Origin of the sequence: Pseudonocardia yunnanensis (genome assembly GCF_039534065.1) — a bacterium.
GTDB lineage: Bacteria > Actinomycetota > Actinomycetes > Mycobacteriales > Pseudonocardiaceae > Pseudonocardia > Pseudonocardia yunnanensis.
In genome coordinates this window covers 496,472-520,076 of the sequence record NZ_BAAAUS010000001.1, presented here as the reverse complement: position 1 = coordinate 520,076, position 23,605 = coordinate 496,472, and the positions used below count along the sequence as shown (strand labels likewise).

At 70.1% G+C, this 23,605-nt stretch carries 25 protein-coding genes; 11 read left to right on the top strand and 14 right to left on the bottom strand.

The genetic code is table 11. The annotated features are described in order from the left end of the window. The first annotated feature begins 20 nt into the window (after window positions 1-20). Window positions 21-770: a maleylpyruvate isomerase family mycothiol-dependent enzyme gene (locus ABD743_RS02315; RefSeq protein ID WP_344718267.1), complete on the top strand. Its 750-nt coding sequence runs from the start codon at window positions 21-23 to the stop codon at window positions 768-770. A 107-nt stretch (window positions 771-877) separates the two neighbouring features. Further along, complete coding sequence (locus tag ABD743_RS02310; RefSeq protein WP_344718265.1) at window positions 878-1,174, top strand: hypothetical protein; 297 nt, start codon at window positions 878-880, stop codon at window positions 1,172-1,174. Window positions 1,175-1,214: 40 nt separating this feature from the next. Here the strand turns inward: ABD743_RS02310 and ABD743_RS02305 are convergent, their stop codons facing one another. The 3 genes from ABD743_RS02305 to ABD743_RS02295 are packed head-to-tail and all read right to left on the bottom strand — an operon-like array spanning window position 1,215 to window position 4,322. Beyond that, window positions 1,215-1,745, bottom strand: coding sequence for a GNAT family N-acetyltransferase (locus tag ABD743_RS02305; RefSeq protein ID WP_344718263.1), 531 nt, complete (start codon window positions 1,743-1,745; stop codon window positions 1,215-1,217). After that, complete coding sequence (locus tag ABD743_RS02300; protein WP_344718261.1) at window positions 1,742-3,355, bottom strand: alkaline phosphatase D family protein; 1,614 nt, start codon at window positions 3,353-3,355, stop codon at window positions 1,742-1,744. The genes ABD743_RS02305 and ABD743_RS02300 overlap by 4 nt, the downstream gene beginning before the upstream one ends. A 22-nt stretch (window positions 3,356-3,377) precedes the next feature. Further along, window positions 3,378-4,322: an ROK family protein gene (locus tag ABD743_RS02295; RefSeq protein WP_344718258.1), complete on the bottom strand. Its 945-nt coding sequence runs from the start codon at window positions 4,320-4,322 to the stop codon at window positions 3,378-3,380. A 95-nt stretch (window positions 4,323-4,417) separates the two neighbouring features. Between ABD743_RS02295 and ABD743_RS02290 the strand changes: the two genes are divergently transcribed. Continuing rightward, window positions 4,418-5,428 carry a DoxX family protein gene (locus ABD743_RS02290; protein ID WP_344718256.1) on the top strand — a complete coding sequence of 337 codons (1,011 nt, stop codon included), beginning with the start codon at window positions 4,418-4,420 and terminating at the stop codon, window positions 5,426-5,428. Window positions 5,429-5,501: 73 nt separating this feature from the next. Here the strand turns inward: ABD743_RS02290 and ABD743_RS02285 are convergent, their stop codons facing one another. Continuing rightward, on the bottom strand, window positions 5,502-5,717 hold the full coding sequence (locus ABD743_RS02285; protein WP_344718254.1) for a dodecin: 216 nt from the start codon (window positions 5,715-5,717) through the stop codon (window positions 5,502-5,504). Window positions 5,718-5,899: 182 nt separating this feature from the next. Further along, window positions 5,900-6,721: an alpha/beta fold hydrolase gene (locus tag ABD743_RS02280; RefSeq protein WP_344718252.1), complete on the bottom strand. Its 822-nt coding sequence runs from the start codon at window positions 6,719-6,721 to the stop codon at window positions 5,900-5,902. A gap of 192 nt (window positions 6,722-6,913) precedes the next feature. Between ABD743_RS02280 and ABD743_RS02275 the strand changes: the two genes are divergently transcribed. Next, entirely contained in the window at window positions 6,914-7,894 is a 981-nt protein-coding gene (locus ABD743_RS02275; RefSeq protein WP_344718250.1) for a helix-turn-helix domain-containing protein, read from the top strand. 17 nt (window positions 7,895-7,911) lie between these two features. Here ABD743_RS02275 and ABD743_RS02270 read toward each other — a convergent pair whose 3' ends face one another. Further along, window positions 7,912-8,817 (bottom strand): zinc-binding dehydrogenase, encoded by a 906-nt coding sequence (locus tag ABD743_RS02270; RefSeq protein WP_344718248.1) that lies wholly within the window; start codon window positions 8,815-8,817, stop codon window positions 7,912-7,914. 148 nt (window positions 8,818-8,965) lie between these two features. Here ABD743_RS02270 and ABD743_RS02265 point away from each other — a divergent pair, with 148 nt between their 5' ends. Continuing rightward, window positions 8,966-10,753, top strand: a complete 1,788-nt coding sequence (locus tag ABD743_RS02265; RefSeq protein ID WP_344718246.1) for a flavin-containing monooxygenase — start codon at window positions 8,966-8,968, stop codon at window positions 10,751-10,753. A gap of 9 nt (window positions 10,754-10,762) precedes the next feature. Here ABD743_RS02265 and ABD743_RS02260 read toward each other — a convergent pair whose 3' ends face one another. Beyond that, window positions 10,763-11,287 carry a helix-turn-helix domain-containing protein gene (locus tag ABD743_RS02260; RefSeq protein WP_344718244.1) on the bottom strand — a complete coding sequence of 175 codons (525 nt, stop codon included), beginning with the start codon at window positions 11,285-11,287 and terminating at the stop codon, window positions 10,763-10,765. A 67-nt stretch (window positions 11,288-11,354) separates the two neighbouring features. On the opposite strand from ABD743_RS02260, the gene ABD743_RS02255 reads away from it, so the two are divergent. Together ABD743_RS02255 and ABD743_RS02250 are read left to right on the top strand one after the other, a co-directional pair. Next, the gene (locus tag ABD743_RS02255) at window positions 11,355-11,726 is read left to right on the top strand and encodes a hypothetical protein (protein ID WP_344718242.1); all 372 of its coding nucleotides are present in this window, start codon (window positions 11,355-11,357) and stop codon (window positions 11,724-11,726) included. Window positions 11,727-11,839: 113 nt separating this feature from the next. Beyond that, a complete protein-coding gene (locus ABD743_RS02250; protein ID WP_344718239.1) occupies window positions 11,840-13,084 on the top strand; it encodes a PP2C family protein-serine/threonine phosphatase in 1,245 nt (414 codons plus the stop codon). On the opposite strand, the gene ABD743_RS02245 is transcribed toward ABD743_RS02250, so the two are convergent. After that, window positions 13,081-13,362: a DUF3040 domain-containing protein gene (locus ABD743_RS02245; protein ID WP_344718237.1), complete on the bottom strand. Its 282-nt coding sequence runs from the start codon at window positions 13,360-13,362 to the stop codon at window positions 13,081-13,083. The two genes, ABD743_RS02250 and ABD743_RS02245, sit on opposite strands and share 4 nt — an antisense overlap. Before the next feature lie 83 nt (window positions 13,363-13,445). Between ABD743_RS02245 and ABD743_RS02240 the strand changes: the two genes are divergently transcribed. Next, complete coding sequence (locus tag ABD743_RS02240) at window positions 13,446-13,958, top strand: MarR family winged helix-turn-helix transcriptional regulator (RefSeq protein ID WP_344718235.1); 513 nt, start codon at window positions 13,446-13,448, stop codon at window positions 13,956-13,958. 178 nt (window positions 13,959-14,136) lie between these two features. Here ABD743_RS02240 and ABD743_RS02235 read toward each other — a convergent pair whose 3' ends face one another. The 4 genes from ABD743_RS02235 to ABD743_RS02220 form a co-directional block, all read right to left on the bottom strand. After that, complete coding sequence (locus ABD743_RS02235) at window positions 14,137-14,541, bottom strand: RNA polymerase sigma factor (protein ID WP_344718233.1); 405 nt, start codon at window positions 14,539-14,541, stop codon at window positions 14,137-14,139. Between the two features lie 64 nt (window positions 14,542-14,605). Then, on the bottom strand, window positions 14,606-15,883 hold the full coding sequence (gene larA, locus ABD743_RS02230; protein ID WP_344718231.1) for a nickel-dependent lactate racemase: 1,278 nt from the start codon (window positions 15,881-15,883) through the stop codon (window positions 14,606-14,608). Between the two features lie 93 nt (window positions 15,884-15,976). Further along, window positions 15,977-17,944, bottom strand: a complete 1,968-nt coding sequence (locus tag ABD743_RS02225) for a M13 family metallopeptidase (protein WP_344718229.1) — start codon at window positions 17,942-17,944, stop codon at window positions 15,977-15,979. A 111-nt stretch (window positions 17,945-18,055) separates the two neighbouring features. Next, window positions 18,056-18,415 (bottom strand): VOC family protein, encoded by a 360-nt coding sequence (locus ABD743_RS02220; protein WP_344718227.1) that lies wholly within the window; start codon window positions 18,413-18,415, stop codon window positions 18,056-18,058. Window positions 18,416-18,638: 223 nt separating this feature from the next. Between ABD743_RS02220 and ABD743_RS02215 the strand changes: the two genes are divergently transcribed. From ABD743_RS02215 to ABD743_RS02205, 3 genes are read left to right on the top strand one after another with little or no spacing between them, the layout of a single operon-like run. After that, on the top strand, window positions 18,639-19,829 hold the full coding sequence (locus tag ABD743_RS02215) for a Tm-1-like ATP-binding domain-containing protein (RefSeq protein WP_344718225.1): 1,191 nt from the start codon (window positions 18,639-18,641) through the stop codon (window positions 19,827-19,829). Further along, complete coding sequence (locus tag ABD743_RS02210) at window positions 19,826-20,659, top strand: phosphoenolpyruvate hydrolase family protein (protein WP_344718223.1); 834 nt, start codon at window positions 19,826-19,828, stop codon at window positions 20,657-20,659. Before ABD743_RS02215 ends, ABD743_RS02210 begins: the two co-directional genes overlap by 4 nt. 9 nt (window positions 20,660-20,668) lie before the next feature. Next, the gene (locus ABD743_RS02205) at window positions 20,669-21,106 is read left to right on the top strand and encodes an SRPBCC family protein (protein WP_344718221.1); all 438 of its coding nucleotides are present in this window, start codon (window positions 20,669-20,671) and stop codon (window positions 21,104-21,106) included. Window positions 21,107-21,109: 3 nt separating this feature from the next. On the opposite strand, the gene ABD743_RS02200 is transcribed toward ABD743_RS02205, so the two are convergent. Further along, window positions 21,110-21,427 (bottom strand): nucleotide pyrophosphohydrolase, encoded by a 318-nt coding sequence (locus tag ABD743_RS02200; RefSeq protein ID WP_344718219.1) that lies wholly within the window; start codon window positions 21,425-21,427, stop codon window positions 21,110-21,112. Continuing rightward, window positions 21,424-23,313 (bottom strand): DNA/RNA helicase domain-containing protein, encoded by a 1,890-nt coding sequence (locus ABD743_RS02195; protein ID WP_344718217.1) that lies wholly within the window; start codon window positions 23,311-23,313, stop codon window positions 21,424-21,426. Before ABD743_RS02195 ends, ABD743_RS02200 begins: the two co-directional genes overlap by 4 nt. Window positions 23,314-23,605: the final 292 nt, after the last annotated feature.

Below are 23,605 nucleotides of genomic sequence, written 5' to 3'. Positions count from 1 at the left end.
TGGGGGCTACCGTCACCGATGTGCAGTACGCCGACTCCCTGATCGATCAGAACCGCCTGTTCGGCGAACTCGTGGCCGCCGCCGATCCGGCCCACCCCGTGCCCACCTGCCCGGGGTGGGACCTGCAGAAACTTCTGGCCCACGTCGGCCGGGGCGACCGGTGGAGCGCCATGATCGTGCGGGAGCGGGCCGAGGATCGCGTCGACATGCGCGCGGTGCCCGACGGGAAGCCGCCTGCCGACGCGAGCGACGCCGTCGTGTGGATCACCGAGAGTGCACGCCTGCTGGTCGACGCGGTGGCGGGCACCGGCGCCGACGTCCCGGTCTGGACGTTCATCGGCCCGAAGCCGGCGGCGTGGTGGATCCGGCGCCGACTGCACGAGTCCGTCGTTCACCGCGCGGACGTTGCACTGGCACTGGACGTTCCGTTCGTCGTCGAGCCCGACATGGCGGCGGACGGCGTCTCGGAGTGGCTGGACCTGCTGGTCGCGCGCCTGGCGGGTGATGAACGGGCGCTCCCCGCGGGCGCCACGTTGCACCTGCACGCCACGGATGACGGACTGGGTGCCGACGGAGAGTGGATGGTCCGTGGCGGTGAGTCAGGCATCACATGGGAGCACGGTCACGGCAAGGGCGACGCGGCCGTCCGCGGTAGCGCGGCCGACCTCCTGCTGGCGATGACGCGCCGGATCGCCGCGGACGCCCCGGGTCTTCAGGTGATCGGCGACGAGCGGGTCTGGGCCACCTGGCTGGAGCACACCCCGTTCTGAGAGGCGTGAACCCTCGCGGGTGCCGGGCCGTGTGTGGAGCGGATCAGCTGGCTGATCATCCGTAGCCGGGCCGCCAAAGGCGGCCCCCGGCCCCCACCGGAGGAATCGTGCCCGTCATCACCGTCAGCCCTGCCGTCTTCTCGGCCGTCCAGATCATCGGCCCGATCTTCTTCGCAATCCTCATCGGGCTCCTCGTCACCGGCATCGCTCGAAGCGTCGTGAAAAGCACCCGGCGTGTCCGGACCGGGCGAATGATCATCAGCGCCATCATCGGTGCCTATGTCGTCGGCTACCTCGGGGACCTCATCGGGATGCAGAACATCGGGCTGCTCTTCGACATCCTCGGGGCCGTGCTGGCGATCGCCGGGCTGACCGTCCGCCGCCGCGGGTTCGTCCGTTTCTGATCAGGCGGCGGACGTCCGTGACGTCACGCTGCGGGCAGTCCTACGGCAGGTCCTCCTGGAGCAGGTCCATCAGCAGCCCGTCGTGCCACTCTCCGTCGGCGGACTGTTCGTAGGCCCGCATCACGCCCACCCGCCGGAAACCCGCACGCTCGCAGCTGCGGATGGCCCGCTCGTTGTGCGCCGCGGGGTCGATCACCACGCGGTGGTGGTTGCGGTGCCGGAAGAGGAACCGGGCCATGGCGCGCATGGCGTCGCAGCCCAGACCCTGGTTCTGGTGGTCGGGGTGCAGCGCGAGGTCGATCGCCGCGTACCGGTGGTCGGGGTCGAGCTCCTCCCGGTAGATGATCAGCCCGGTGGTCTCGCCCGCCAGTTCGATCGCATAGCTGTGGGGGCCGAGCAGCTCCCGGCGCACCCGCTCCAGGTCGTAGCCGCCCCACCACTTCTCGATCTCCGGGTGTCCGAGGATCTCGAGGAAGATCGGGACGTGGGCCGCGGTGGCCGGCCGTAGGACGACGGTCTGACCGGCGATCGCCGATAGCCGCCGCGTCGCCGCACTTGTCTGCTCTGTCATGTGGTCAGCTCCAGTCGCGCCAGCTCGTTGAGTGTGGCCGCAGTGCGCGGCTGTTCGAAAAGCACCGAAGCGCTGTCACCGTCGATGTCGAGGGTGGCGATCATGTTGCCGAAGAACGGCCCCGTCACGCGCTCCCACGACACCGCTTTCGGCGGAGCCCCCGCACGTGCCGCCCAGCGGCCCGCCAGGAGGCCCACAGCGCGCGACCAGCCGAGCCGGAACCCGGGCTTGATCATCCAGCTCATCGTGTTGTGCACCGGCGAGCAGGTGAGCTGGTGGACCGGCGCCCGTCCGTCGGACGGAAGGTGGGCGCGGGCGGCGTAGCTGTGGTGCACGTCCCCCGACACCACGTTCACCGTGAGCGGCCCGCCCGCCGCCGCCCGGTCGATCATGGCGGTCAGCCGGTCGAACGACTTGCGGAAGGCGGCCCAATGCTCCAGGTCGCCGGCCTGCCGGATCCACTCGCCGAGGCGCCCCCGCCGCCCGGGCCGGGCGGCGGCGATCTCGTTGACCGTCTCGAGCTCCCCGATGGCGTGTGGAAGCAGCCAGGGGACCGAGGTGCCGATCACGAGGTGCTCCACCCGCCCGGGTGCCTCGACCTGCTCCTCGATCCAGGAGAACTCGGTCTCGCCCAACATCAGGTGCTGCCCGCCCTCGAGGATGCGCCCGTTGCGTGAGTCGATCATCACCAGCCGGCTGCGGCCGAGGTCCCAGCGGAAGCTGAACCGCAGCCCCTTTGCGCCGTCGATCTCGGCGTCGGCGCGGTCGGCGAGCTCCACGAGCAGCGGCCAGGTGTCGCCGTCGTACTTGCTGATCTTCTGGTAGTCGGGATCGGAGGCGAGAGCGTCGGGCGAGAGGTTGCCGATGTGCTGGTAGATCCAGTACGAGGCGAGCGCCGAGCGGATGCGGTCGCGCCACCAGGAGGTGGCGCCCATCTCCGCGCGCCACGCGGCCGAGGTGTTCCAGTCGTCGCGCACGTCGTGGTCGTCGAAGATCATCGCGGTGGGCACGGTGGACATCAGCCACCGGACCTCGGGGTCGGACCACGAGTCCCGGTAGAGCCCGACGTACTCGTCGAAGCCGACGATCTCGTGGTCGGGCCAGTCCGGGCGACGATCGCGCCGCCCGGCGATGCGGCGCCGGTTCCGCGGCGTCAGCTCGTCGGCGTACACCTGGTCGCCGAGCAGCAGCAGCGCGTCGGGCCACTCCTCCGGTGGCCGCCGGATCATCCGGGCCGCGTAGGCATCGAGCGCGTCGATGCCCAGGCTCGCGGCGAGCGCGGGGTCGGTCACCTTGGAGTACCGGCAGGACCCGAAGATGATCCGGTTGCCGCGTTCGGACCGTGGGCCCCGGGTGCGGATCACGCTCGGCGGGAACGGGCTGGTGGTCGGCGGCCACACCCGCTCACCGTCGATCTCCACCTCGTAGGGCGTGCGGCTGTCGGGGGTGAGGCCGGTGACGGGGACGAGCGCGTAGTGGTTGCCCGCCACCTCGAACGTGCGTGCCGCGCATCCCAGCACCGAGACAGTGGCGGCACTCCGGGTCTGCACCCAGACCGACGCGGACGTCTCGTCGACGTGACGCAGGACCGGACCGAGGACGAGTGACACGCGGCTCACCCTAGGAGACGGATCAGACGTGCTCCAGAGCGAGCAGCGCCGCCCCGATCTTCCCGGCATCGGCGCCGAAGGTCGCGGGAAGGACGGGGGCGATGCCGCGCGCGGTGGGCGCGTAGGCGTACTCACGTGCGGCCGCGCGCGCCGGGGCGAGAAGCAGTTCCCCGGTCTCGACGAGACCGCCCCCCACGACCACCGCATTGACCTCGAAGATGTTGGCCAGCGACGCGATGCCGACCCCGAGCCACCGGCCGAGCCGGGCGAAGACGGCCTTCGCGGTCTCGTCGCCCTGCTGCACGGCCTTCACCACGGTGTGCCCCGTCACCTCGCCGTCCTCGGCGCCGAGCCGGGCGATCAGCCCGTCTGGGTCGTCGGCCGCGGCGTCCCGGGCCATCCGCGTCAGCGCGGTGCCCGATGCGTAGGCCTCGAAGCAGCCGTGGTTGCCGCAGCCGCACCGCGGGCCGTCGGGGTTGAGGATGATGTGGCCGAGTTCGGCGCCGAGCCCGGTGGGGCCCCGGTAGATCTGCCCGTCGAGCACGAGTCCGCCGCCGATGCCGGTGCCGACTGTGATCAACACCATGTTGGGGTACGGCTCGCCGAGGTGCGCTTCGGCGAGCGCGGCGACGTTGGCGTCGTTGTCGACGATGACGGGCAGGGTGGTGGCCTTCTCCAGCTGTTCGCGCACCGGCCAGTCCCGGTAGGCGTTGTTCGGTGCCCAGAGCATCACCCCGGCAGGCCACTCGACGATCCCGGCCGCGCCGACGCCGATGGTCACGACGTCGTGGTCGGCACGGAAGCGTTCGATCATCGATAGCAGGACCTCGGTGACGGCCTCGCCGCTGGATTCCGCGGGTGTGGGCTCGACGTGCTCGGCCACCACAGTGCCGTGTTCGTCGACCACCGCTCCAGCGATCTTCGTGCCGCCGATGTCGAGTCCGATGGCCAGCCTCGTGTCCGTCACCTGCGCATGATGGCATCCGAAGCTGAGCGCCGGCGTTTGATCCGGCCCCCTCCGGGGAACGGTTGGGCATGCTCCTTCGACGTGTTGCCCGACCTATGCTCGCCTCGCTGTTCATCTACAGCGGCATCCAGGTTCTCCGGGCTCCCGAGGGCCCCGCTCAGGCGGCGAAGCCGGTACTCGACGCGGTCGCGCCTGTCGTCGACAAGGCCGTCGAGATGGCGCCCATCCAGGAGCGCCCCGACGACGTGCTGCTGGTGCAGATCGACGGCGCGGTCAAAGTCGTCGCCGGCACGATGCTGGCGCTCGGCAAGTTCCCGCGCCTGTCCGCGACGGCCCTCGCCGCGACGCTGATCCCCACGACGGCGGCCGGTCACCGCTTCTGGGAGGAGACCGACGAGGAGAAGAAGCAGGATCAGATCGTCCACTTCCTGAAGAACGTGGGTCTCCTCGGTGGGCTGCTGATCGCCGCGGCCGACACCCATGGCAAGCCCTCGCTGGGCTGGCGTGGGCGCAAGGCCGCGAAACTGGCCGCGGCGCAGGCGGCGGCGCTCTCCGGTAGCGCCGCGGGTGTCTCCGGCAAGGTCTCGGGTGCGGCCCACGAGGTGACCGGCAAGCTCTCGGGCACGGCCTCCGACGCCTCGGGCACGGTCGCCGGGCTCGCCGCCGGGCTGGCCGGGCTCGCGCCAGGTGCCGGCGCCGTGGTCTCGGCCCGGGCCTCCCATGCCGGTTCCGGCCTGGGCTCACGCGCCACCGACCTTTCCGCCGAATGGGTCAAGCGCGCAGCGAAGGCCAGGAAGAGGGCCGAGAAGCGCGCGGCGAAGCTGCAGAAGACCGCCGAGAAGCGGGGCGCCGACCTGCAGAAGCGGGCCGCCAAGCGCACCGCGGAGCTGCAGAAGGTTGCCGGCCAGAAGGTGGCGGCACTGGAGAAGAAGACCCACAGGATGGCGGCACTGGAGAAGGCAACCGGCGCCGCCGTTCTCGACCAGGCGGCCAAGCTCGGCCACGACGTCGCCGTCCGGGCCACCGCGCTGGGCAGTGAGGCTGCACACCAGGCCGGGGGCGTGGCGAAGGACGCAAAGAAGCGGGCCGCCGCGCTCACGCACTGACCCGGTCCGGGTGCGCGCATCGGCCCGGCTCCCTCGGGAGCCGGGCCGGTGCCATGGGCGGATCCGGTAGGTCCTAGGTGAGCTCCTCGAGGCGGAAGCCCACCTTGAGCGTCACCTGGAAGTGCTTGATCTCCCCGTCCTCGAGGTGCCCCCGGATCTCGACCGTCTCGAACCAGTCGAGGTTGCGCAGGGTGCGCGCCGAGCGCTTGATCGCCGTGCGGATGGCGTCGTCGATGCTCTCCGTCGACGTCCCGACGATCTCGGTGACGTGGTAGACGTTGTCGCCCACTGTTGAACTCCTCCCGTCGCTCCGCCTCGTACCAGCGGAGACCGTTCAATCGCAGAGGCCCGCGATCGTCGGGGGGCTGCCAGGGGTTCCCCCTCCACCCTCTTCCCGGAGGGCCCGGCCGACGAAACCTCTACCCCGATCGGCCGAGCGCGTGGACGGAGGTCAGGGAGCTGCGCGGACGGTCAGCTGTCGAGGAAGGCGAGCAGATCCGCGTTGAACGCCTGCTCGTAGGCGCCGGTGAGGCCGTGCGGGGCGCCCGGGTAGACCTTGAGGGTCGCGTCCTTGATCAGCTTCGAGGACTTCTCCGCGGAGGCGACGATGGGCACGATCTGGTCGTCGTCCCCGTGGGCGACGAGCGTCGGGACGTCGATGGCGCCGAGGTCGGCGGTGAAGTCGGTCTCCGAGAAGGCCTTGATGCAGTCCAGCGCCGGCTTGATCCCCACCTGCATGCTCAACAGCCAGAACGCATCGCGGGCGCCCTGCGAGACCGTGGCGCCGGGCCGGTTCGCGCCGTAGAACGGCTCGGACAGGTCCTTGTAGAACTGCGACCGATCCGCTGTGACACCGGCGCGGATGGCGTCGAAGGCCTCGATCGGTTGCCCCTCGGGGTTCTCGTCGGTCTTGAGCATGAGCGGCGGCACCGCTCCGAGCAGCACGGCCTGCGCCACCCGGGACGTGCCGTGCCGTCCGATGTAGCGGGTGACCTCGCCGCCGCCGGTGGAGTGGCCCACGAGCGTGGCGTCGTGCAGATCGAGGGCCTCGATGAGCTCGCCGAGGTCGTCGGCGTAGTGGTCCATGTCGTGGCCGTCCCAGGTCTGCGTCGAGCGCCCGTGGCCGCGCCGGTCGTGGGCGATGGCGCGGTAGCCGGCCGATGCCACGAGGTTCAGCTGGTTGTCCCAGGCGTCGGAGCTGAGCGGCCAGCCGTGGCTGAAGACGATCGGCCGGCCGGCCCCCCAGTCCTTGTAGAAGATGTCCACGCCGGCCTTCGTGGTGAATACGCCCATGATGTCTCCTTCGCTCAATGTCGTGACGACTCGGGGGAATAGCGCTGTCCGGAAATGCCCGGATCCGCGGCTCGTCTCGTCGTCCGGGGGAGAACGTAATCACGTCACCGGTCAATCGATGTGCTGCGCGTGCACACTTCTGGGACGACAGCGAAGCGCCCCGAGCGGGCCCGAGCAGCGTGTGGTGAGCGGATGACACTTCTCCTGGACACCGCGTCGATGTCGGTCCAGGAGCGTGCCGAGGCTGCACGGCACACGATGAGCTCGGCGCTGCTCCCGGCGCGGGTCGAGCTCGCCGGGCACGGCGCCGATGTGAACGTACGCATCGACGGTTGGCAGCTCGGGCCGGGCGCGAGACTCGTGCACGTCATGGCGTCCGGACACCGGCTGACGCGCCTGTCGCGGCACGTCCGGATCAGCGCCCCGGAACAGATCGCGCTGGCGGTCCAGCTGGGTGGCTACAGCGCCACCCGCTCGCGGGCCGACCAGCACACCATCAACGATCCCGGCGAGCTGCAGCTGGTGGACCTGACCTCCCCCTTCGACCACGTCGCCGAGGGAGAAGGGGTGGCCGACGCCCTGTACATCGACAACGAGCGGCTCGGTCTACCCGTCGACGTCGTTCGGGATGCGGCGCCGCTCCTGGCGAGAAGCCCGCTCTACGACCTCGTCCGTCGCCACCTGCAGCAGGTCCGTGCCGTCGCCGGGCAGGTCGAGGGCTCCGAGGCGGGAGCGATGCTCGGCGCCGGGACGGTCGAGCTCGTCCGTGCCCTGATCGCGTCCGCCGCGGCCGAGCCGACCCTGCGCGCGGCGTCGACCGAGTCGCTGTACGCCCGGATCACCAGCTTCATGTCCTCATACCTGGGCGATGCGGATCTCAGCCCGGCCCGCATCGCCGCCGAACACAACATCTCCGTGCGCTATCTCCACCTGCTGTTCGCCCAGCAGGGCTTGACGGTCCGCACGTGGCTGGTCCGGGAGCGCCTCGAAGGCGCCCGCCGGACCCTGGCCTCCCGCTCCGGCCACCGGGCGTCCATCGCGGCCGTCGGACGGATGTGGGGGTTCTCCGACGCCGGGCACTTCGCCCGGAGGTTTCGGGCTGCCTACGGCATGAGTCCGACCCAGTGGCGGCAGCTGCATCGCGGCGCCGTGGTGCTGGGCGAGGCGTCGTGAACCTCGGCGGTGACCGGTCAGCTCACGTCGAGCACGGCCTTACCCGCGATCCGGCGAGCGAAGAGAGCCTCCGCCGCGCTCGCGACGTCCTTCCAGTCCCCGCGCCGGCCGATCTGCGGGTCGAGACGGCCCTCGGCGAGCATCCCGACCAGGACGGCGAGGTCCCCCGCCAGCTGCCCGCCCATCATGAACGACTGCACGCTGCGCAGCTCCCCGACGGTCGCGTACGGCTCGAACACGGTGGGCTCACCGGACGTGGCGCCGATGGACTGCACCGACCCACCCACCGCGAGCAGGGCGAACGCTCGGGCGAGCTGAGGTCCACCGACGTTGTCGAGCACGCCGTGCAGCCCCGGCTCGACGCCCTCGAGCCCCACGACGACCTCGGCCGCCCCCAGCTCGGCGAGACCCTCACCGCGTGCCGCGCTGCCGACCGAGGCGATCACGTGCGCCCCGGCCGCGGCTCCCAGCTGCACCGCGAACCGGCCGACCCCGCCCGACGCCCCGGTGACGAGCACCCGCTGCCCCGTCACGAAACCCAGCCGGCGCAGCGCACGCAACGCCGTGACCCCGGCAACCGGCAGCGCCGAGGCCGCTCCCAGGTCCACCCCGTCGGGCACCACCGCCAACTCGGCGACCGGGACCGCCCGCAACTGCGCCCACGCACCCGACGGCCCGAACGTCACAACCCGGCTGCCCGACGGCGGCCCGGAGCCGTCAGCCGCAGCGGTGCGCACCACGCCCGCGGCGTCCCACCCCGACACGTGACCCGCCGGGTGGTTGACGACGCCGCGCAGCTCACCGTGGTTCAGCGAGATCGCGCGTACCTCGACGAGCACCTCGTCGGGCGCGGGGACCGGATCTGCGGTCTCGCCGAGCCGCAGGCCGGCCGGGGCGTCGTGGTCCACCAGCAGAGCGAGCACGGTCAACTCCTTCCGTGGCGATCCTGCGACCGCCTCCTCGGCCGCCAACCGCAGCGCCTCGAGGGTTGTTCCCCATCGGAAGCGATGGACGCACTCGCGGACGCTCACATAGGGTGAATGTCGGTTCTAGAACCAATGGGGGAAATCGATGGTGGCGGAACTCGACTTCGACCCCGACGCCCTGCGCGCCAGGTACCGCGCCGAGCGCGACCGGCGCCTGCGGCCGGACGGCAACGACCAGTACCGCGAGCCGGAGGGCACGCTCGCCCACTACCTCGACGACCCGTACGTCGAGCCGGGTTTCTCCCGCGAGCCCCTGACCGACGAGGTCGAGGTCGTCATCGTGGGAGGCGGCTTCGGCGGCCTGCTGGTGGCCGCCCGGCTCCGCGAGGCAGGCATCGACGACGTCCGGCTGATCGAGAAGGGCGGCGACGTCGGCGGCACCTGGTACTGGAACCGGTACCCGGGCGCGGCCTGCGACGTCGAGTCCTACATCTACCTCCCGCTGCTGGAGGAGACCGGCTACATGCCGGTCGAGAAGTACTCGAAGGGCCCGGAGATCCTCGCCTACAGCCGCAGGATCGCCGAGAAGTTCGACCTCTACGCACGTGCGTGCCTGCAGACCGAGGTCACGGAGCTGCGCTGGGACGACGACACGGCGCGATGGATCGTCTCGACCGACCGCGGCGACCGCATGCGGGCCCGTTTCGTCATCACCGCGGGCGGTCCGCTGCACCGCCCGAAGCTGCCCGGCGTTCCCGGAATCGAGACGTTCGGCGGCCACAGCTTCCACACCAGCCGCTGGGACTACGCCTACACCGGCCGCGCCGAGGACGGCCTGCCCGGGCTCGCCGGCAAGCGCGTCGGGATCATCGGCACCGGGGCCACCGCGGTGCAGTGCGTTCCGCACCTCGGCGCGGCGGCGGAGCTCCTCTACGTCTTCCAGCGCACGCCCTCGTCCATCGACATCCGCGCGAACCGGCCGACCGACGCCGAGTGGGCGGCGAGCCTGCAGCCCGGCTGGCAGCGGGAGCGGATGGAGAACTTCAACACGCTCGTCTCGGGCGGGCAGGCCGACGACGACCTCGTCGGCGACGGCTGGACCGACATCATCCGCAACCTGTCGGTCGTCGCGCGGGCGCGGCAGGCGGCGTCCGACGACCCCGCCAACCCCGCCAACATCGTGCAGCTCGCCGACTACCGCAAGATGGAACAGATCCGGGCCCGGGTCGACGAGGTCGTGCACGACCCGGCCACGGCGGCGGCGCTCAAGCCGTACTACAACCAGCTCTGCAAGCGGCCCTGCTTCCACGACGAGTACCTCGACACGTTCAACCGGCCGAACGTCGCCCTGGTGGACACCGAGGGCCGCGGGGTCGAGCGGATCACCGAGCGCGGTGTGGTCGTCGACGGCCGCGAGTACGAGCTCGACTGCCTGATCTACGCCACGGGCTTCGAGGTCGGCACCGGCTACACCCGACGGGCCGGGTTCGAGATCCACGGCCGTGACGGCACCACGCTCAGCGACAAGTGGAAGGACGGCGCCGCCACCTTCCACGGGATGCACAGCCGTGGCTTCCCGAACTGCTTCATCGTCAGCAACACCCAGACCGGGTTCACCGTGAACTTCCCGCACATGCTGGCCGAGCAGGCACAGCACATCGCCTACATCGTCCGGCACTGTGCCGACCAGGGCGTCGCCACCGTGGAGGCGTCGGCACCGGCCGAGACGGAATGGGTGGACACGATCGTGGCCCTCAGCGAGCGGCGCCGGGCCTGGCTGGAGGAATGCACGCCCGGCTACTACAACAACGAGGGCATGCCGTCCCCACAGGCAGCGCGCAACGCTGCGTACGGGGCCGGCTCACCCGCGTTCTTCGAGATGCTGGCGAAGTGGCGCGCAGAGGGCGGGCTGGCCGGTCTCGAACTGCGCTGAGGGACACGTTCAGGCATCGGGGATGAACGTCGTGGACAGGATGCGCCGCGTCCTGCCCGGCGCATCCTGCTGTTCCAGGAACGGCTCGAACGCCTCCGTCAGGCGAGCCTGAAGCTGTTCGAGTTCCTCGTCGGACAGCCAGAGCGCGGCCTGCCGGAAGCTGACCCGATCCCGGACCGGGTCCAGATCGTCCCGGTCGAGGTAACGGTCGAAGTCTGCGGCCAGCCCGGCGATGAAGACGGTGAACATCGTTCGTAGCCGGTCGCGGTCGGGGCCGGCGTTGTCGGAGTCCGCCGCGGCGGTGTTGAGCTCGTAGGTCCGTTCGACCGCGCCCCGGACCCGGCGTTCCTCCACCACGAGCAGCACGCCGGCCTTCACCAGGACGCCGACGTGGCGATACAGCGTGGTCGTGGGGACCTCGGGCAACAGCTCGGCGAGCTGCCCGGTCGTCAGCGACCGCCCGATCAGGGCCTGGACAACGCGCCACCGCACCGGCTGGTGCAGCAGATCCGCGAGGGACGTCTCCTGGGACAATCTGGACCACCGTTTCCAAATCTGGTATCAATACTGTTAGTGGTAACAGTCTAGAAGGGGGAACGAGATGGCAACTGTCCATGTCGACGAGCACGCGGTCACGGTCACGCTCTCGGCCGTCGAGAAGTTGTTCTGCGGGGGGCGGACCCGGCTCGTGGTGCCGCTGGGCGAGGTACGCGGAGCAGAGCGGGTGGAGCTGCCCACCCGTGCGGCAGCCACGGGAGTGGCACGGTCGGGACTGGTGGTGACCGGGATCCTCAAGCTGGGTCGCTGGGGCATCGGAACTTCGACCAGCCGGTTCGTGAGCGTCCGCCGTTGGGTGCCCGCACTACGCCTTGTCGTGGACGACAAGTTCCGGGAGGAGCTGGGTTATCACGAGATTCTGATCAGCACACCGGACGTCGACCGGCTCGTCGATTCCCTTGCGGCGGTGCGATGACAGATGTCCGGTACGCGAGACCGTCAGGGCGGGCGGTGTGTCGAGTCGGATCCGCCACCGCGTCAGTAGCCCCGTACTGACACCCACAGCACTACTGGTGACAGGGTGGGTGGATGACCGAGCGGACCGCTGCTGCCCGACCCAGGGTCGGGGAGCTGCTGCGGAGTCTGGACGAAGCGCCTCCCACGGAGCTGGTGGACGTCTGTTCGAGCTGGCTGACCAGGCATCTGGCGGCCCGGGCATGCGTTCTGCTGCTGGCCGACTACGCCGAGGCCACACTGGAGCCGGTCGCGAACGGCCCCGTCGCCGCGGCGGTCCGTCCGCAGGACCTGATCGACAGCGCCGCGGGGGAGGCCTACCGCGAACAGCGCCAGGTCACAGCGGTTGTGGAGCATCCCGCCGAGGCCGCTGCGGCCGGGGCCGTGGCGGGCGGCGAGGGAAAACCTGCGCTGGTCGTCTATCTCCCGGTGTCGGTGCGTGCCGAGCGGCTCGGGGTCCTGGCGGTCACGTTGCCCGGCGACAGCATGGATCCGGACGTGGCGCCGGTGCTCGAGGACGTGACGCGGGTGCTGGGGCACGTGCTGACCGGGGCGCGCCGCTACACCGACCGGTTCGAGATGCTGCGGCGCCGCCGGGAGCTGGGGCTGGCCGCGGAGATCCAGTGGGAGCTGCTGCCCAGCCTCGCGTTCGAGCTTCCCGCGTTCTCCATCGCGGGCACGGTGGAGCCGGCGTACGAGATCGGTGGCGACAACTTCGACTACGCGATCAGCGCCCACCGGTTGACGGTGGGCGTGAGCGACGCCGCCGGCCACGGGCTGCGAGCCGCTTTACTGGCCAGCCTGTCGGTTACCGCGATGCGTAACGCCCGCCGCGCGCGGTCGACGATCGTGGAGCAGGCCGAGTCGGCCAACCAGCACCTGGTGGACCAGTTCCCCGGCGCGGACTTCGTCACCGGGCTCCTCCTCGACCTCGACGTGGACGTCGGTGTCGGGACGATCATCAACGCGGGACACCCGCCTCCGCTGCTGCTGCGTGACGGGGCGGTCAGCGAGCTGGTTCTTCCCGCCTCTCTACCGCTGGGGCTGGTCGTGCCGGCTCGATACCCGCTGCACCCGATCCGGCTGCAGCCCGGTGATCGGCTGCTGTTGTTCACCGATGGCATCACGGAGGCGCATCAGCGTGGTGAGCCGGAGTTCGGTTACCGCCGCCTGGCGGCCCTGCTGGCCGACCACCGGCACCTTCCGCCCGCCGAACTCGTCCGGCACATCACGCGGGCCGTCACCGAGTCCTGCCACGGCGAGCTGAACGACGACGCCACCGCGGTCTGCCTCGACTGGCACCCGCCCCGGAAGCTCTAGTCGCCGCCGCGGCGCTTCTTCCTGGTGGAGTGGCTCCACATCGCCCAGACCACTGCGGTCGCAACGATCCACAGCACGGCGCCACCCACCGACCCGGCCGCGAGCATCAATCCGACGAGCAGCAGCGCGATCACGATCGCGACGATGGTGCCGAACCGGATGGTGCGCCCACGGAGGTGCGACTGGCGGGCCTGGAACTCGCTGACGAACTCGGGGTCATCGGCGAGGAGCCGGCGCTCGACCTCGCGCAGCGTCTCCCGCTCATGGTCTTCCAGCATCGCCCACCTCCTCGAGGCGGCTCCCTGACCGGCGCTTCGTGGCCGCTGACGACAGTATTATCGTAACACGATATAGTTGATCGATGGCTGACCATGAAAGCGGAGGAGCGCGGCGCCCTGTCGCCGCGCCCGCTGAGGTCGAGTCAGCCGGCCAGGCGGCGCCCCTGACGAAGCAGGACTTCGAGGCGCTGGCGCGGTTCCGTTTCGGGATCCGCCGCTACCTGCGCTTCAGCGAGGAAGTGGTGCGCGACCACGGCCTGACCCCGCAGCAGTACCAGCTGCTGCTGACGCTGAAGGGCTTCCCCGGGCGCGAGTGGGCCACGGTGCGGGAGCTCGCCGATCGGTTCCAACTGCGCCACCACAGCGTGGTGGAGCTGGTCAACCGCGCCCAGGGCGACGGCCTCGTGGAGCGGGAGGCCCACCCGGCGGACGGGCGGGCGGTCCGCGTCGTGCTCACCCCCATCGGCCAGCAGATCCTCGCCCGGCTCAGCACCCTGCACCGCGACGAGCTCCGCCGGATGGAGGGCGCACTCGTCCTGCCGGCCTGGCACGACGGGCCGGACAGCCCCGCAGGGGATCCCCCGGCCCGGGCGTGACGCGGCCTGCTACAACACCGGATCGCCGCCGCGCACCGCCTCCCTGTACGAACGGCACTCTCGTCCAGTAGGTCTGGGCGGACGGCCCGCTCGCGCGGGTGCTGGTAGCCCACCGGCATCGAACGACCGGCACTCTCGTCCAATAGCTTCGGCCGATCGGGTCACTCGCGCAGGCGCGCTACGCGTCGTCGAGCCAGCTTTTGGCGGTCTGGCGCGAGATCCCGAGGGCGCGAGCCATCGCGAGCACCTCCAAGCCCTGCCGCTTGCCTGCCCCGAGCAACTCCCTTTGCCGAGCCCGCAGCCCCTCGATCTGCTCGGCGACCTCGCGCATCTCCGCCAGCACGGCCTCGGCCTCCGGGCCCGCTCCGGCGCGGGACCGCCCGGCGCCCGGGCGGGGGAACCGTCGGACCTCGTCGGCGTCCCATCGCCGGCGGCCCCGCTCGTCGTTGCCCGGGAGCGGCTGCGGCGCCTGCCCGCGCGAGACGTAACCCGCCCAGGTCGTGGTCTTCACGCCCCAGGCCTGCGCGCACTCATCGCTCGTCCAGGTCTCGGTGCCGGCGATCGTCCCCGCCTCCCTCTGCATCCGGAGGAATGCCGACGCCGACGATCTCACGCCTCCCGAGCTCGCCGGGACGAGGGCGCGGGAATCAGGCCAGCTCGCCCGCGACGTACGGGACCGTCTGCGGCCCTTCGGGCAGCACGCACAACCGGGCCGAGGACCCCGCCTCGCGCAGCGCCTTCTCGACCGTGCCGGGGATGTCGTCGGTCTGTTCGAGGTGGGCCGCGGCGAGGTCGGCGTCGGAGAGGTACGAGGTGTGCATGACGACGCGGGAGTCGGCTTGGATCCGTGCCTGGATCTGGATCTGCCACTGGTCGGGCACCGTGTGGTCACGGCCGGCGATCTCGGTCAGCATCTCCTCCGGCGACGCCCCCGAGGTCAGCGACGTGCGGTAGGAGCCGTGGTCGGGGAAGCCGTCGCGGCACTCCGCAGCACAGACGATCATGCCGCCCTTCCTGACCACCTTGTAGGCGGCCGACATCCCCTTGACCGACTGGTACAGGTTCTGGTCGAGGGGATAGCCCGAGCCGGTGGTGATCACCACGTCGAACCGGTCGTCCACCGGCTGCATCGCCACGTCCTTCGCGAACGCGGTGGCGGCCTCGTGCATCGGGAGGATGTCGCCGCCGAACGCCTCGACGATCGCCTGGTCGGCGTTGAGCACCACGTCGAGCGCGAACGTCACGCCGGTGGCCTCGGCGATCGTGCGCACGTCGTCGTGCACCGGGTTGCCGTGGGTGATTCCCCAGGTGGCGCGCGGGTCGCCGATGCGCGCGGCGTCGTGCAGCACGAGCACCGTCTCCAGCGCCGCGAGCCCCGGCGCCACGAGCTTCGGACCGCCCGAGAACCCCGCGAAGAAGTGCGGCTCGACGAACCCGGTGGTGATCCGGACGTCCGCGTCGCACCACTCCCGGTTGAGCCACACGGGCACGTCGCGCCCAAAGGTGCCGCGCCACACCATGGTGTCCTTGGCGCGCGAGTCGTGGTTGACGATCCGTACGGAGTCGACGACCTCGTCGCCGAACATCGCCCGCAGCTCGGCCTCCGTGTTCGCGCGGTGGGTGCCGGTGGCGACCAGGACGACCACGTCGTCGAGGTCGACGATCCCGTCCAGCTCGTCGAGGATCGCGGGGATCATCAGCTCGCGCGGCTGCGGGCGCGTGATGTCGCACGCGGAGATCGCCACGGTCTGGCCGCGGGAGACGCGCTCCCGCAGTGGAGGTCCGGCCACCGGCCGGCGCAGTGCGGCCCGAAGGGTCTCCCTCGGGTCGGCGGCCGCCTGCCGGTGGCTCGGGGTGACGACGGTCGCCCCGTCGGGCAGCTCCAGCCAGAGGCCGCTCTCGCCGTATGCGACTCGGGTTTGCATGGTTCCCATTCTCCATCGGATGGGTGGGCAGTCACCCGTTGGTGAACTGTGTCGCGCGGTGGCGGGCTCCGGATGGTCCGCTGCACGGTGGCGTCACCAGATACGTACCCGCTGTTCAGGCGGCGTGTACAGGGCGTCGGACTCCTGCACGTCGAACGCGTCGTGGAACGCGTCGAGGTTGGTGACCACGGCGTTGCAGCGCAGGTTCGGCGGCGAGTGGGGGTCGATGGCCAGCCGGCGCACCGCCTCGGCCTCCCGGGTGACCGCCCGCCACACCTGCGCCCAGCCGATCAGCACGCGCTGCAGGCCAGTGAGGCCGTCCAGCACCGGCGGCTCCGATCCGTCCGTCGCGATCTTGTAGGCCTTGATCGCGATGGTCAGTCCGCCGAGGTCGCCGATGTTCTCGCCGACCGTGAGGGCGCCGTTGACCTTGTGGTCGGGCAGCCCGGCAGGCGAGAGGTCGCCGTACTGCTTGATCAGGGCGTCGGCGCGGCGCTCGAACTCCGTGCGGTCGGTGGGCTCCCACCAGTCCGTCATGTTGCCGTCGCCGTCGTACTTCGAGCCCTGGTCGTCGAAGCCGTGGCCGATCTCGTGTCCGATCACCGCGCCGATCCCGCCGTAGTTCGCGGCGTCGTCGGCATCGGGGTCGAAGAACGGCGGCTGGAGGATCGCTGCGGGGAACACGATCTCGTTCATCCGCGGGTTGTAGTAGGCGTTGACCGTCTGCGGGGTCATGAACCACTCGTTGCGGTCCACCGGCTTGCCGATCTTCGCGAGCTCGTCGTCGGTGCGCCACGCACCGGCGCGCCGGACGTTGCCGAGCAGGTCGTCGGCCACGATCTCGAGCGCGGAGTAGTCCTTCCACTCATCGGGGTAGCCGATCTTCGGCGTGAACCGCTCGAGCTTCTCCAGAGCCCGCCGGCGGGTCTCCGGGCTCATCCAGTCCAGCTGGCTGATGCTCTGCCGGTAAGCCTCCACGAGGTTCGCGACGAGCGTGACCATCCGTTCCTTGGCCGACGCCGGGAAGTGCCGCTCGACGTAGAGCCGGCCCACGGCCTCCCCGAGCGCGCCCTCCACGAGCCCGACCCCGCGCTTCCACCGCTCCCGCAGCTGAGGGGTGCCCGAGAGGGTGCGGCCGTAGAAGCCGAAGTCCTCCTCGACGACGGCCTCGTTGAGGTGGTCGGCGGAGGCGGAGGCGGTGCGGATCGCGAGCCAGGCCTGCCACTGCTCGAGCGGTCGCTCCGACCAGAGCTTCGCTGCCGCGGCGATGAAGCTCGGCTGCCGCACCACCACCTCGTCGAACGCGCTCGCCGGTGCGCCGAGGGCCGCGAGCCACGGGTCCCAGTCGAACTCGGGTGCGTGCTCGCGCAGCTCGCCGAGCGTCATGAGCGTGTAGGTCTTCTCGGCATCGCGGTTCGTCACGCGGTCCCACGAGACGGCGGCGAGCGCCGTCTCCAGGTCCATCACCGTGGCTGCGAGGCCTTCCGGGTCGGGCAACCCGACCAGCTCGGCGAGCCGCGCCAGGTGCTCGACGTACTTGGTGCGGATCTCGGCGTAGGCGTCCTCGCGGTAGTACGCCTCGTCGGGGAGCCCGAGACCGGACTGCGACAGGTGCACGAGGTAGCGCGTCGAGTCCTTGGCGTCGGTGATGACGAACGCCCCGAACAGCGAGCTGAGCCCCTCCCGCTGGCGCCGGCCGAGCACGGCCGCCAGCGCTGCCTTGTCGGTGGCGCCGGCCACCTCGTCGAGCAGCGGGCGCAGCGGCGCGGTGCCTGCGGCCTCGATGCGCTCGACGTCCATGAACGAGCCGTACAGGTCGGCGATCTTCCGCGCGTCGTCGCCTGGCTGCGACCCCGCTTCCTCGACGATCGCCCGCACGTCCTCCTCGGCGCGGTCACGCAGCGCGTAGAACGCGCCGTCCTGCGACCGGTCGGCCGGGATCTCGTGCGTGCGCAGCCACTGGCCGTTGACGTGCTGGAACAGGTCGTCCTGGGGGCGGATCGCAGTGTCGACCCACTGGAGGTCGAGCCCGGTGCGCGCCGGTTGCGTCGAAGTGCTCACACCACATCATTGCCTCTGACGGCGTCCGAGCGCCGCAATATGCGCCGACGCGGGGCGACGAACGTGCACTGATTCATCATCGGGGATGAATCAATGCGCGTTGATCATCAGTCAGATGGCCTGCGTGAGGTTGACCGGGTTGCCGTCGGGGTCCTGCACGTGCGCCACCCGTTGCCCCCACGCCATGTCGTTCGGCGGCCCGAGCACCTTGCCGCCGAGCGTCTCGACCCGCTCCAGCAGCTTGTCGACGTTCTCGACGTCGATGCTCAGCAGCAGACGCTGCGGGGCCAACGTGTCGATCTCGGTGTTCGCGACGATCCCGAGCTGCGAATCGCCGATCCGGAGACCGAGGAAGAAGGCGGGGCCCTCGGCGGGGTAGCGCTCGGTCTCCTCGGCCCCGAACACCTCCGTGTAGAAGCGGACCAGGGATTCGAGGTCACGCGTGATGATCATGGGTGAGATCGTGCTCAAGAGTCCTCCTGAAGGTGAGGGTGCGCAGATCCGACCACCCGGCTCCCCAAAACTCATCGATCAGCGGGAGTCGTCGCAGAGGCTGTGGTCTCCTCGCACGTGTTGGGGCCTCTGCGAGGACGACGCTCGTGCTGCGAGGACACCGCGAGGTCCGCCTGCGCCGTTCAGCGCTGTCCCGACGCATAGGTGTCCCTGTCCACGGTCGATGCGCTAGAACGATCACATGGCGCTCGCGTACGTGATCGGCACCTTCGACACGAAGGGCGCGGAGCTGCAGTACGCCGCGGAGCGGGTCCGGGCAGCCGGCGCCGAGGTCGTCACCGTCGACGTGTCGACGCAGCGGCGGGGCACTGCGGCCGATGTTTCCGCGGAGGAGGTCGCGGCGCACCACCCCGGCGGCGTCGACGCGGTCTTCACCGGCGACCGCGGTACCGCCGTTGCCGCCATGGCCGAGGCACTGCAGCGGTTCGTCGCCTCCCGCACCGACGTGGCCGGCGTTCTCGGCCTGGGCGGATCCGGCGGAACCGCCCTGATCACGCCCGCGATGCAGGCGCTCCCGGTCGGCGTCGGGAAGATCATGGTGTCCACGGTCGCCTCGGGGAACGTCGCGCCCTATGTGGACGCCTCCGACATCGCCATGTGGTACTCGGTCACCGACGTCGCCGGCCTCAACCGCATCTCGCGCCGGGTGATCGGCAACGCGGCGCACGCGCTCGCCGGCCTCGTCCTCAACGAGATCCCCGAGGCCGAGGACAAGCCCGCCGTCGGGCTGACGATGTTCGGCGTCACCACCCCCTGCGTCACCGCCGTGATCGAGCGGCTCGGCGACTCCGTCGACCCGCTCGTCTTCCACGCCACCGGCACCGGCGGGCGGGCGATGGAGAAGCTCGTGGACGACGGGCTCGTCAGCTCCGTCCTCGACATCAGCACCACGGAGGTGTGCGATCTCCTCGTGGGCGGTGTGATGGCGGCGACGATGGACCGGCTCGGCGCGATCGCCCGCACCCACGTCCCGTACGTCGGGTCGTGCGGGGCGCTCGACATGGTCAACTTCGGCGCCCCGTCGACCGTCCCGGAACAGTTCGCCGGCCGCACCTTCTACGAACACAACCCGCAGGTCACGCTCATGCGCACCACGCGCGCAGAGTGCGTCGAGATCGGGCGGTTCCTGGCCCGCAAGCTCAACGCGTGCGAGGGCCCGGTGCGGTTCCTGCTGCCCACGGGCGGGGTCTCGGCCCTCGACGCCCCCGGGCAGGCGTTCTGGGACCCGGAGACCGACGAGGCGCTCTTCGCCACGCTCGAGGCGGAGGTGAAGCAGACGGACCAGCGGCGCGTGGTGCGCCTGCCACACCACGTCAACGACCCCGAGTTCGCCGCCGCGATCGTCAGCGCGTGGCAGGAGGTGCAGCGGTGACCCGCTTCGTGCGCGCCGAGCTCGTCGAGAAGTTCCAGGACATGGCCCGTCGAGGCGAGCCGATCATCGGCGGCGGGGCGGGCACGGGCCTCTCAGCGAAGTGCGAGGAGGCCGGCGGCATCGACCTCATCGTCATCTACAACTCCGGCCGCTACCGCATGGCCGGCCGCGGCTCCCTCGCCGGCCTGCTCGCGTACGGCAACGCCAACGAGATCGTGGTGGAGATGGCTGCGGAGGTGCTGCCGGTCGTCGAGCACACCCCGGTGCTCGCGGGCGTCAACGGCACCGACCCATTCATGATCACCGACAGGTTCCTGCGCGAACTCACCGACCTGGGCTTCGCCGGGATCCAGAACTTCCCGACCGTCGGGCTGATCGACGGGGTGTTCCGCGCGAACCTCGAGGAGACCGGGATGGGCTACGGCCTCGAGGTGGACCTCGTCGCCGCCGCCCGCGCCGCGCACCTCCTGACCACGCCCTACGTCTTCTCCGCCGACGACGCACGGGCGATGACCCGGGCCGGGGCGGACATCATCGTCTGCCACATGGGCCTCACCACGGGTGGCTCGATCGGCGCGGAGACGGCGAAATCGCTGGACGACTGCGTGGCGCTGATCGACGAGTGGGCCGCCGCAGCGCGCGAGGTGCGCGACGACGTACTCGTGCTCTGCCACGGCGGCCCGATCGCGATGCCCGATGACGCCGCCCACGTCCTCGACCGCACGAAGCACTGCCACGGCTTCTACGGGGCGTCGTCGATGGAACGCCTGCCAACCGAGCGAGCCCTCACCGAACAAACCCGCGCCTTCAAGACCCGGCTAACCAAATAGGAGACCCGCATGCCCCGCCCGTACGCCAGTGGTGTCGTAGCTGCCCCCGTCGAGGAGGTCTGGGCTCTGATCCGTGACTTCAACGGGATGACCAGCTGGCACTCCGGCATCGAGAAGAGCTCCCTGGACTCCGGCGCATCCGGCACCGAGGTGGGCGCCGTCCGCCGCCTCGTCCTGGGCGGCGGGGGAGTGGTCGTCGAGCGACTCGTGACCCTCGATGACACCGACCACACCTTCACCTACCAGATCGTCGAGAGCCCGTTCGCGGTGCGGCGCTACATCTCGACCGTGCGCCTGGCACCCGTCACCGACTCGGGCCACACCTTCGCGGAGTGGTGGTCGGAATTCGACGCCGAGGCGGCGGACGAGGAGGGGCTCACCAAGACCTTCGCCGGTGTGGTGTACGCGGGCGGGATCAAGGCATTGCAGGAGCGGTTCACGGGCTGAGGCTCAGGAGGGCGGATAGCGCGTCTCGTTCCGCCCGATCTTGGCGTGTGCGGCGTCGATCATGTCGATGCCGCACATGTCTGCGAATCTGACGAGGTAGATCAGAACGTCGGCGACCTCGTCGGTGACCCGAGCGCGGAGTTCGTCGTCCCAGGCTCGTGGCTCGGCCTCTGCTTCGGACAACCACTGCAGCTCCGCGTTGAGCTCCCCGACCTCACCGGCGAGGGCCATCAACAGATTCTTCGGCGTGTGGAATCGCTCCCATCCCCGCGCTGCGGCGAACGATCGCAGCCGATCAGCGAGATCGGCGACTTCGGTCATCGGCACATCCGCTCGAGGAACTCCTGCGTTTCCGGATCCGTCGAGTAGGTGGCTGTCGCCTTCATACCGCGAGTCAGCAACACCTTGTAGGTGTTCCGGACGAGGGCCGGGCACTGGTCCTTGGCACGTTTCACCGGTGTGTCGTAGGAGTACTCGCGCCGCGCGACCCAGCCGCCCTCCCGGCGCACGAAGTCGTCGCCGAAGATCACTCCTGACCAGTCGTACTCGAAACCCTGCGCCGTGTAGATGCAGCCGACCTGCCCGAAGCCGCGGCTGTCACTGGCCCAGAAATGAGAAGGAGGCACGCCCGGTACTGCCTTCTCCGGCTTCGCGTTCCACGGGCGCTTCCACTCGCCGATGACGACGTCGTCGACGAGTCGCTTGGCGCCGTCGACGACGTCGGGGTCACTCCACCGCCAGCAGTAGCCGGTCGCGATCCGCGCGGTGTCAGCACCGAGCGGGTTCTGAGAGATCAACCAGGATTCGAGTGCCGTTGGAGTGGGGAGAGCCGCGACCTTGTAGGTCTCGTCTCGGTTCTGCACGAGTTCGGACCAGGAGATCGGAGGACGAGGATCAAGGCCGAGGAGGCGGAGGACCCACTCTTCATACAGTTCGGATCCCCCGCAGCGATACTGACCTTCGAGACGCACCACTTCGACGCGGCAGCCCGCAGCCTCGGCCTCCGCCCGAATCTCGGCCTCCGTGCCCAACTCGCCTGGACGCACCACCTGGTGCTCGTCGAGAAGGAAGACGGGGGTTCGCGCGACTTCGATGAGCTCGTGTACCTGCCGCTTGGCTGCCGCACGTACGGCAGCCCGCGTGAAGCGGTTGACGCTGGTCTCGCGGATCCGATGCGCCTCGTCGCAGATCAGCATGTCGAGGGAGTTGCTCTCGGCGCCGATGAAGCCGTTGAAGAAGGTGAACATGGTCTGGGCGCGGGCGTTCCGGGAACCAACCACGATCTTTCGGAGGGTCTCGGTGAACGCCTTGGAGCCGGTGGCGTGCAAGACACGGCGACCACGTCGTGAGAGGTCACCGAGCAGGCTGAGGGCCAGAACGCTCTTACCCGAGCCCGGCCCGCCGAGGACGATGACGACGGTCTTCGTGTTCTCGCGGTTGGCGAGATCGACGGCCTGCTCGACGATCTTGTAGGCCACCTGTTGTTGGTCGAGGAGAACGAACTGCTCCCGCTCCTTCACCTCCTTCGCCGCCACCGCGAGGAGTTGCTTCGACGGCTCGGTCCGGGCCTGCAGCAGGTCGTCGGCGGCCTGTCGGGCTGCCCCCGCAGACGCCGGGCTCGAGTCGAGCAGGCGCCTCAGCTCGTTGATCAGCTCGGCTCGCTCGTCGCGGGTGTAGAGGCGGCCGTGCTCGTCGAGGCGGTACTTCTTGAGCTTCCAGCCCTCGGTGGTGGCGTTATGGAGATACGCGATCCCATACACCCCGGCGCTTCCATCGGCGAGGAAGGGCGTGAAGTCGATCAGGTACTCGCAGTACCCGCGAACCTGATCGGCGGGATGCAGCACGGGCTGGCCGTACTGCGGGATCATGACCAGCCCATCGTCGCGGGGCTCCGCGTTGGTCCACTGCTTCAGCTCGACCAGCACGTACGAGTTGCGGTGCGTCTTGGGATGCGTCCCACACAGCAGCACGTCGACTCTCTTGGGAGTGAACGGCAGCTTGTGTTCGAGGAGGACCTCGACGTGGCCCAGCCCTGCCTCGCGGAGGTCACGGAGGAACGCGGGCAGACTGTTCCGCCACGACGTGATCTCACCGGTGCCGGTGCCCGAGTTGAACTGGATCCTGGCCTGCTGAGCGAGGAGTTCGTGCAACTCGTCGGCCTCGGCCTTCTCCAGCAGAACATCGGCACGGTCACGGACCAAGGCCACCGGTTATCCCCCACAAGGCACGCGTCATCGGCGTGCGGGTGGGGGCAGCAACGAGCCGGAACTCGGTGCCCGGCGGGCCGCGGTCAGCACTCTATGGGCACGAAGACGATCTTCACGCGGCGGGCGGCGTCGTGATCCACACCGAGGCAGCCGCCGATCCGCGCGGCGGACGGCCAACGTCGCTCGATCGCCTCCTCGGATGGCGCCGGGCGGGATCCCAGCTCGTTCCTGCGTCGATGTGGCGCGTAACACCAGTTGATCGTTCACCGATCTGTGGGTGGCGCGCGGAGGG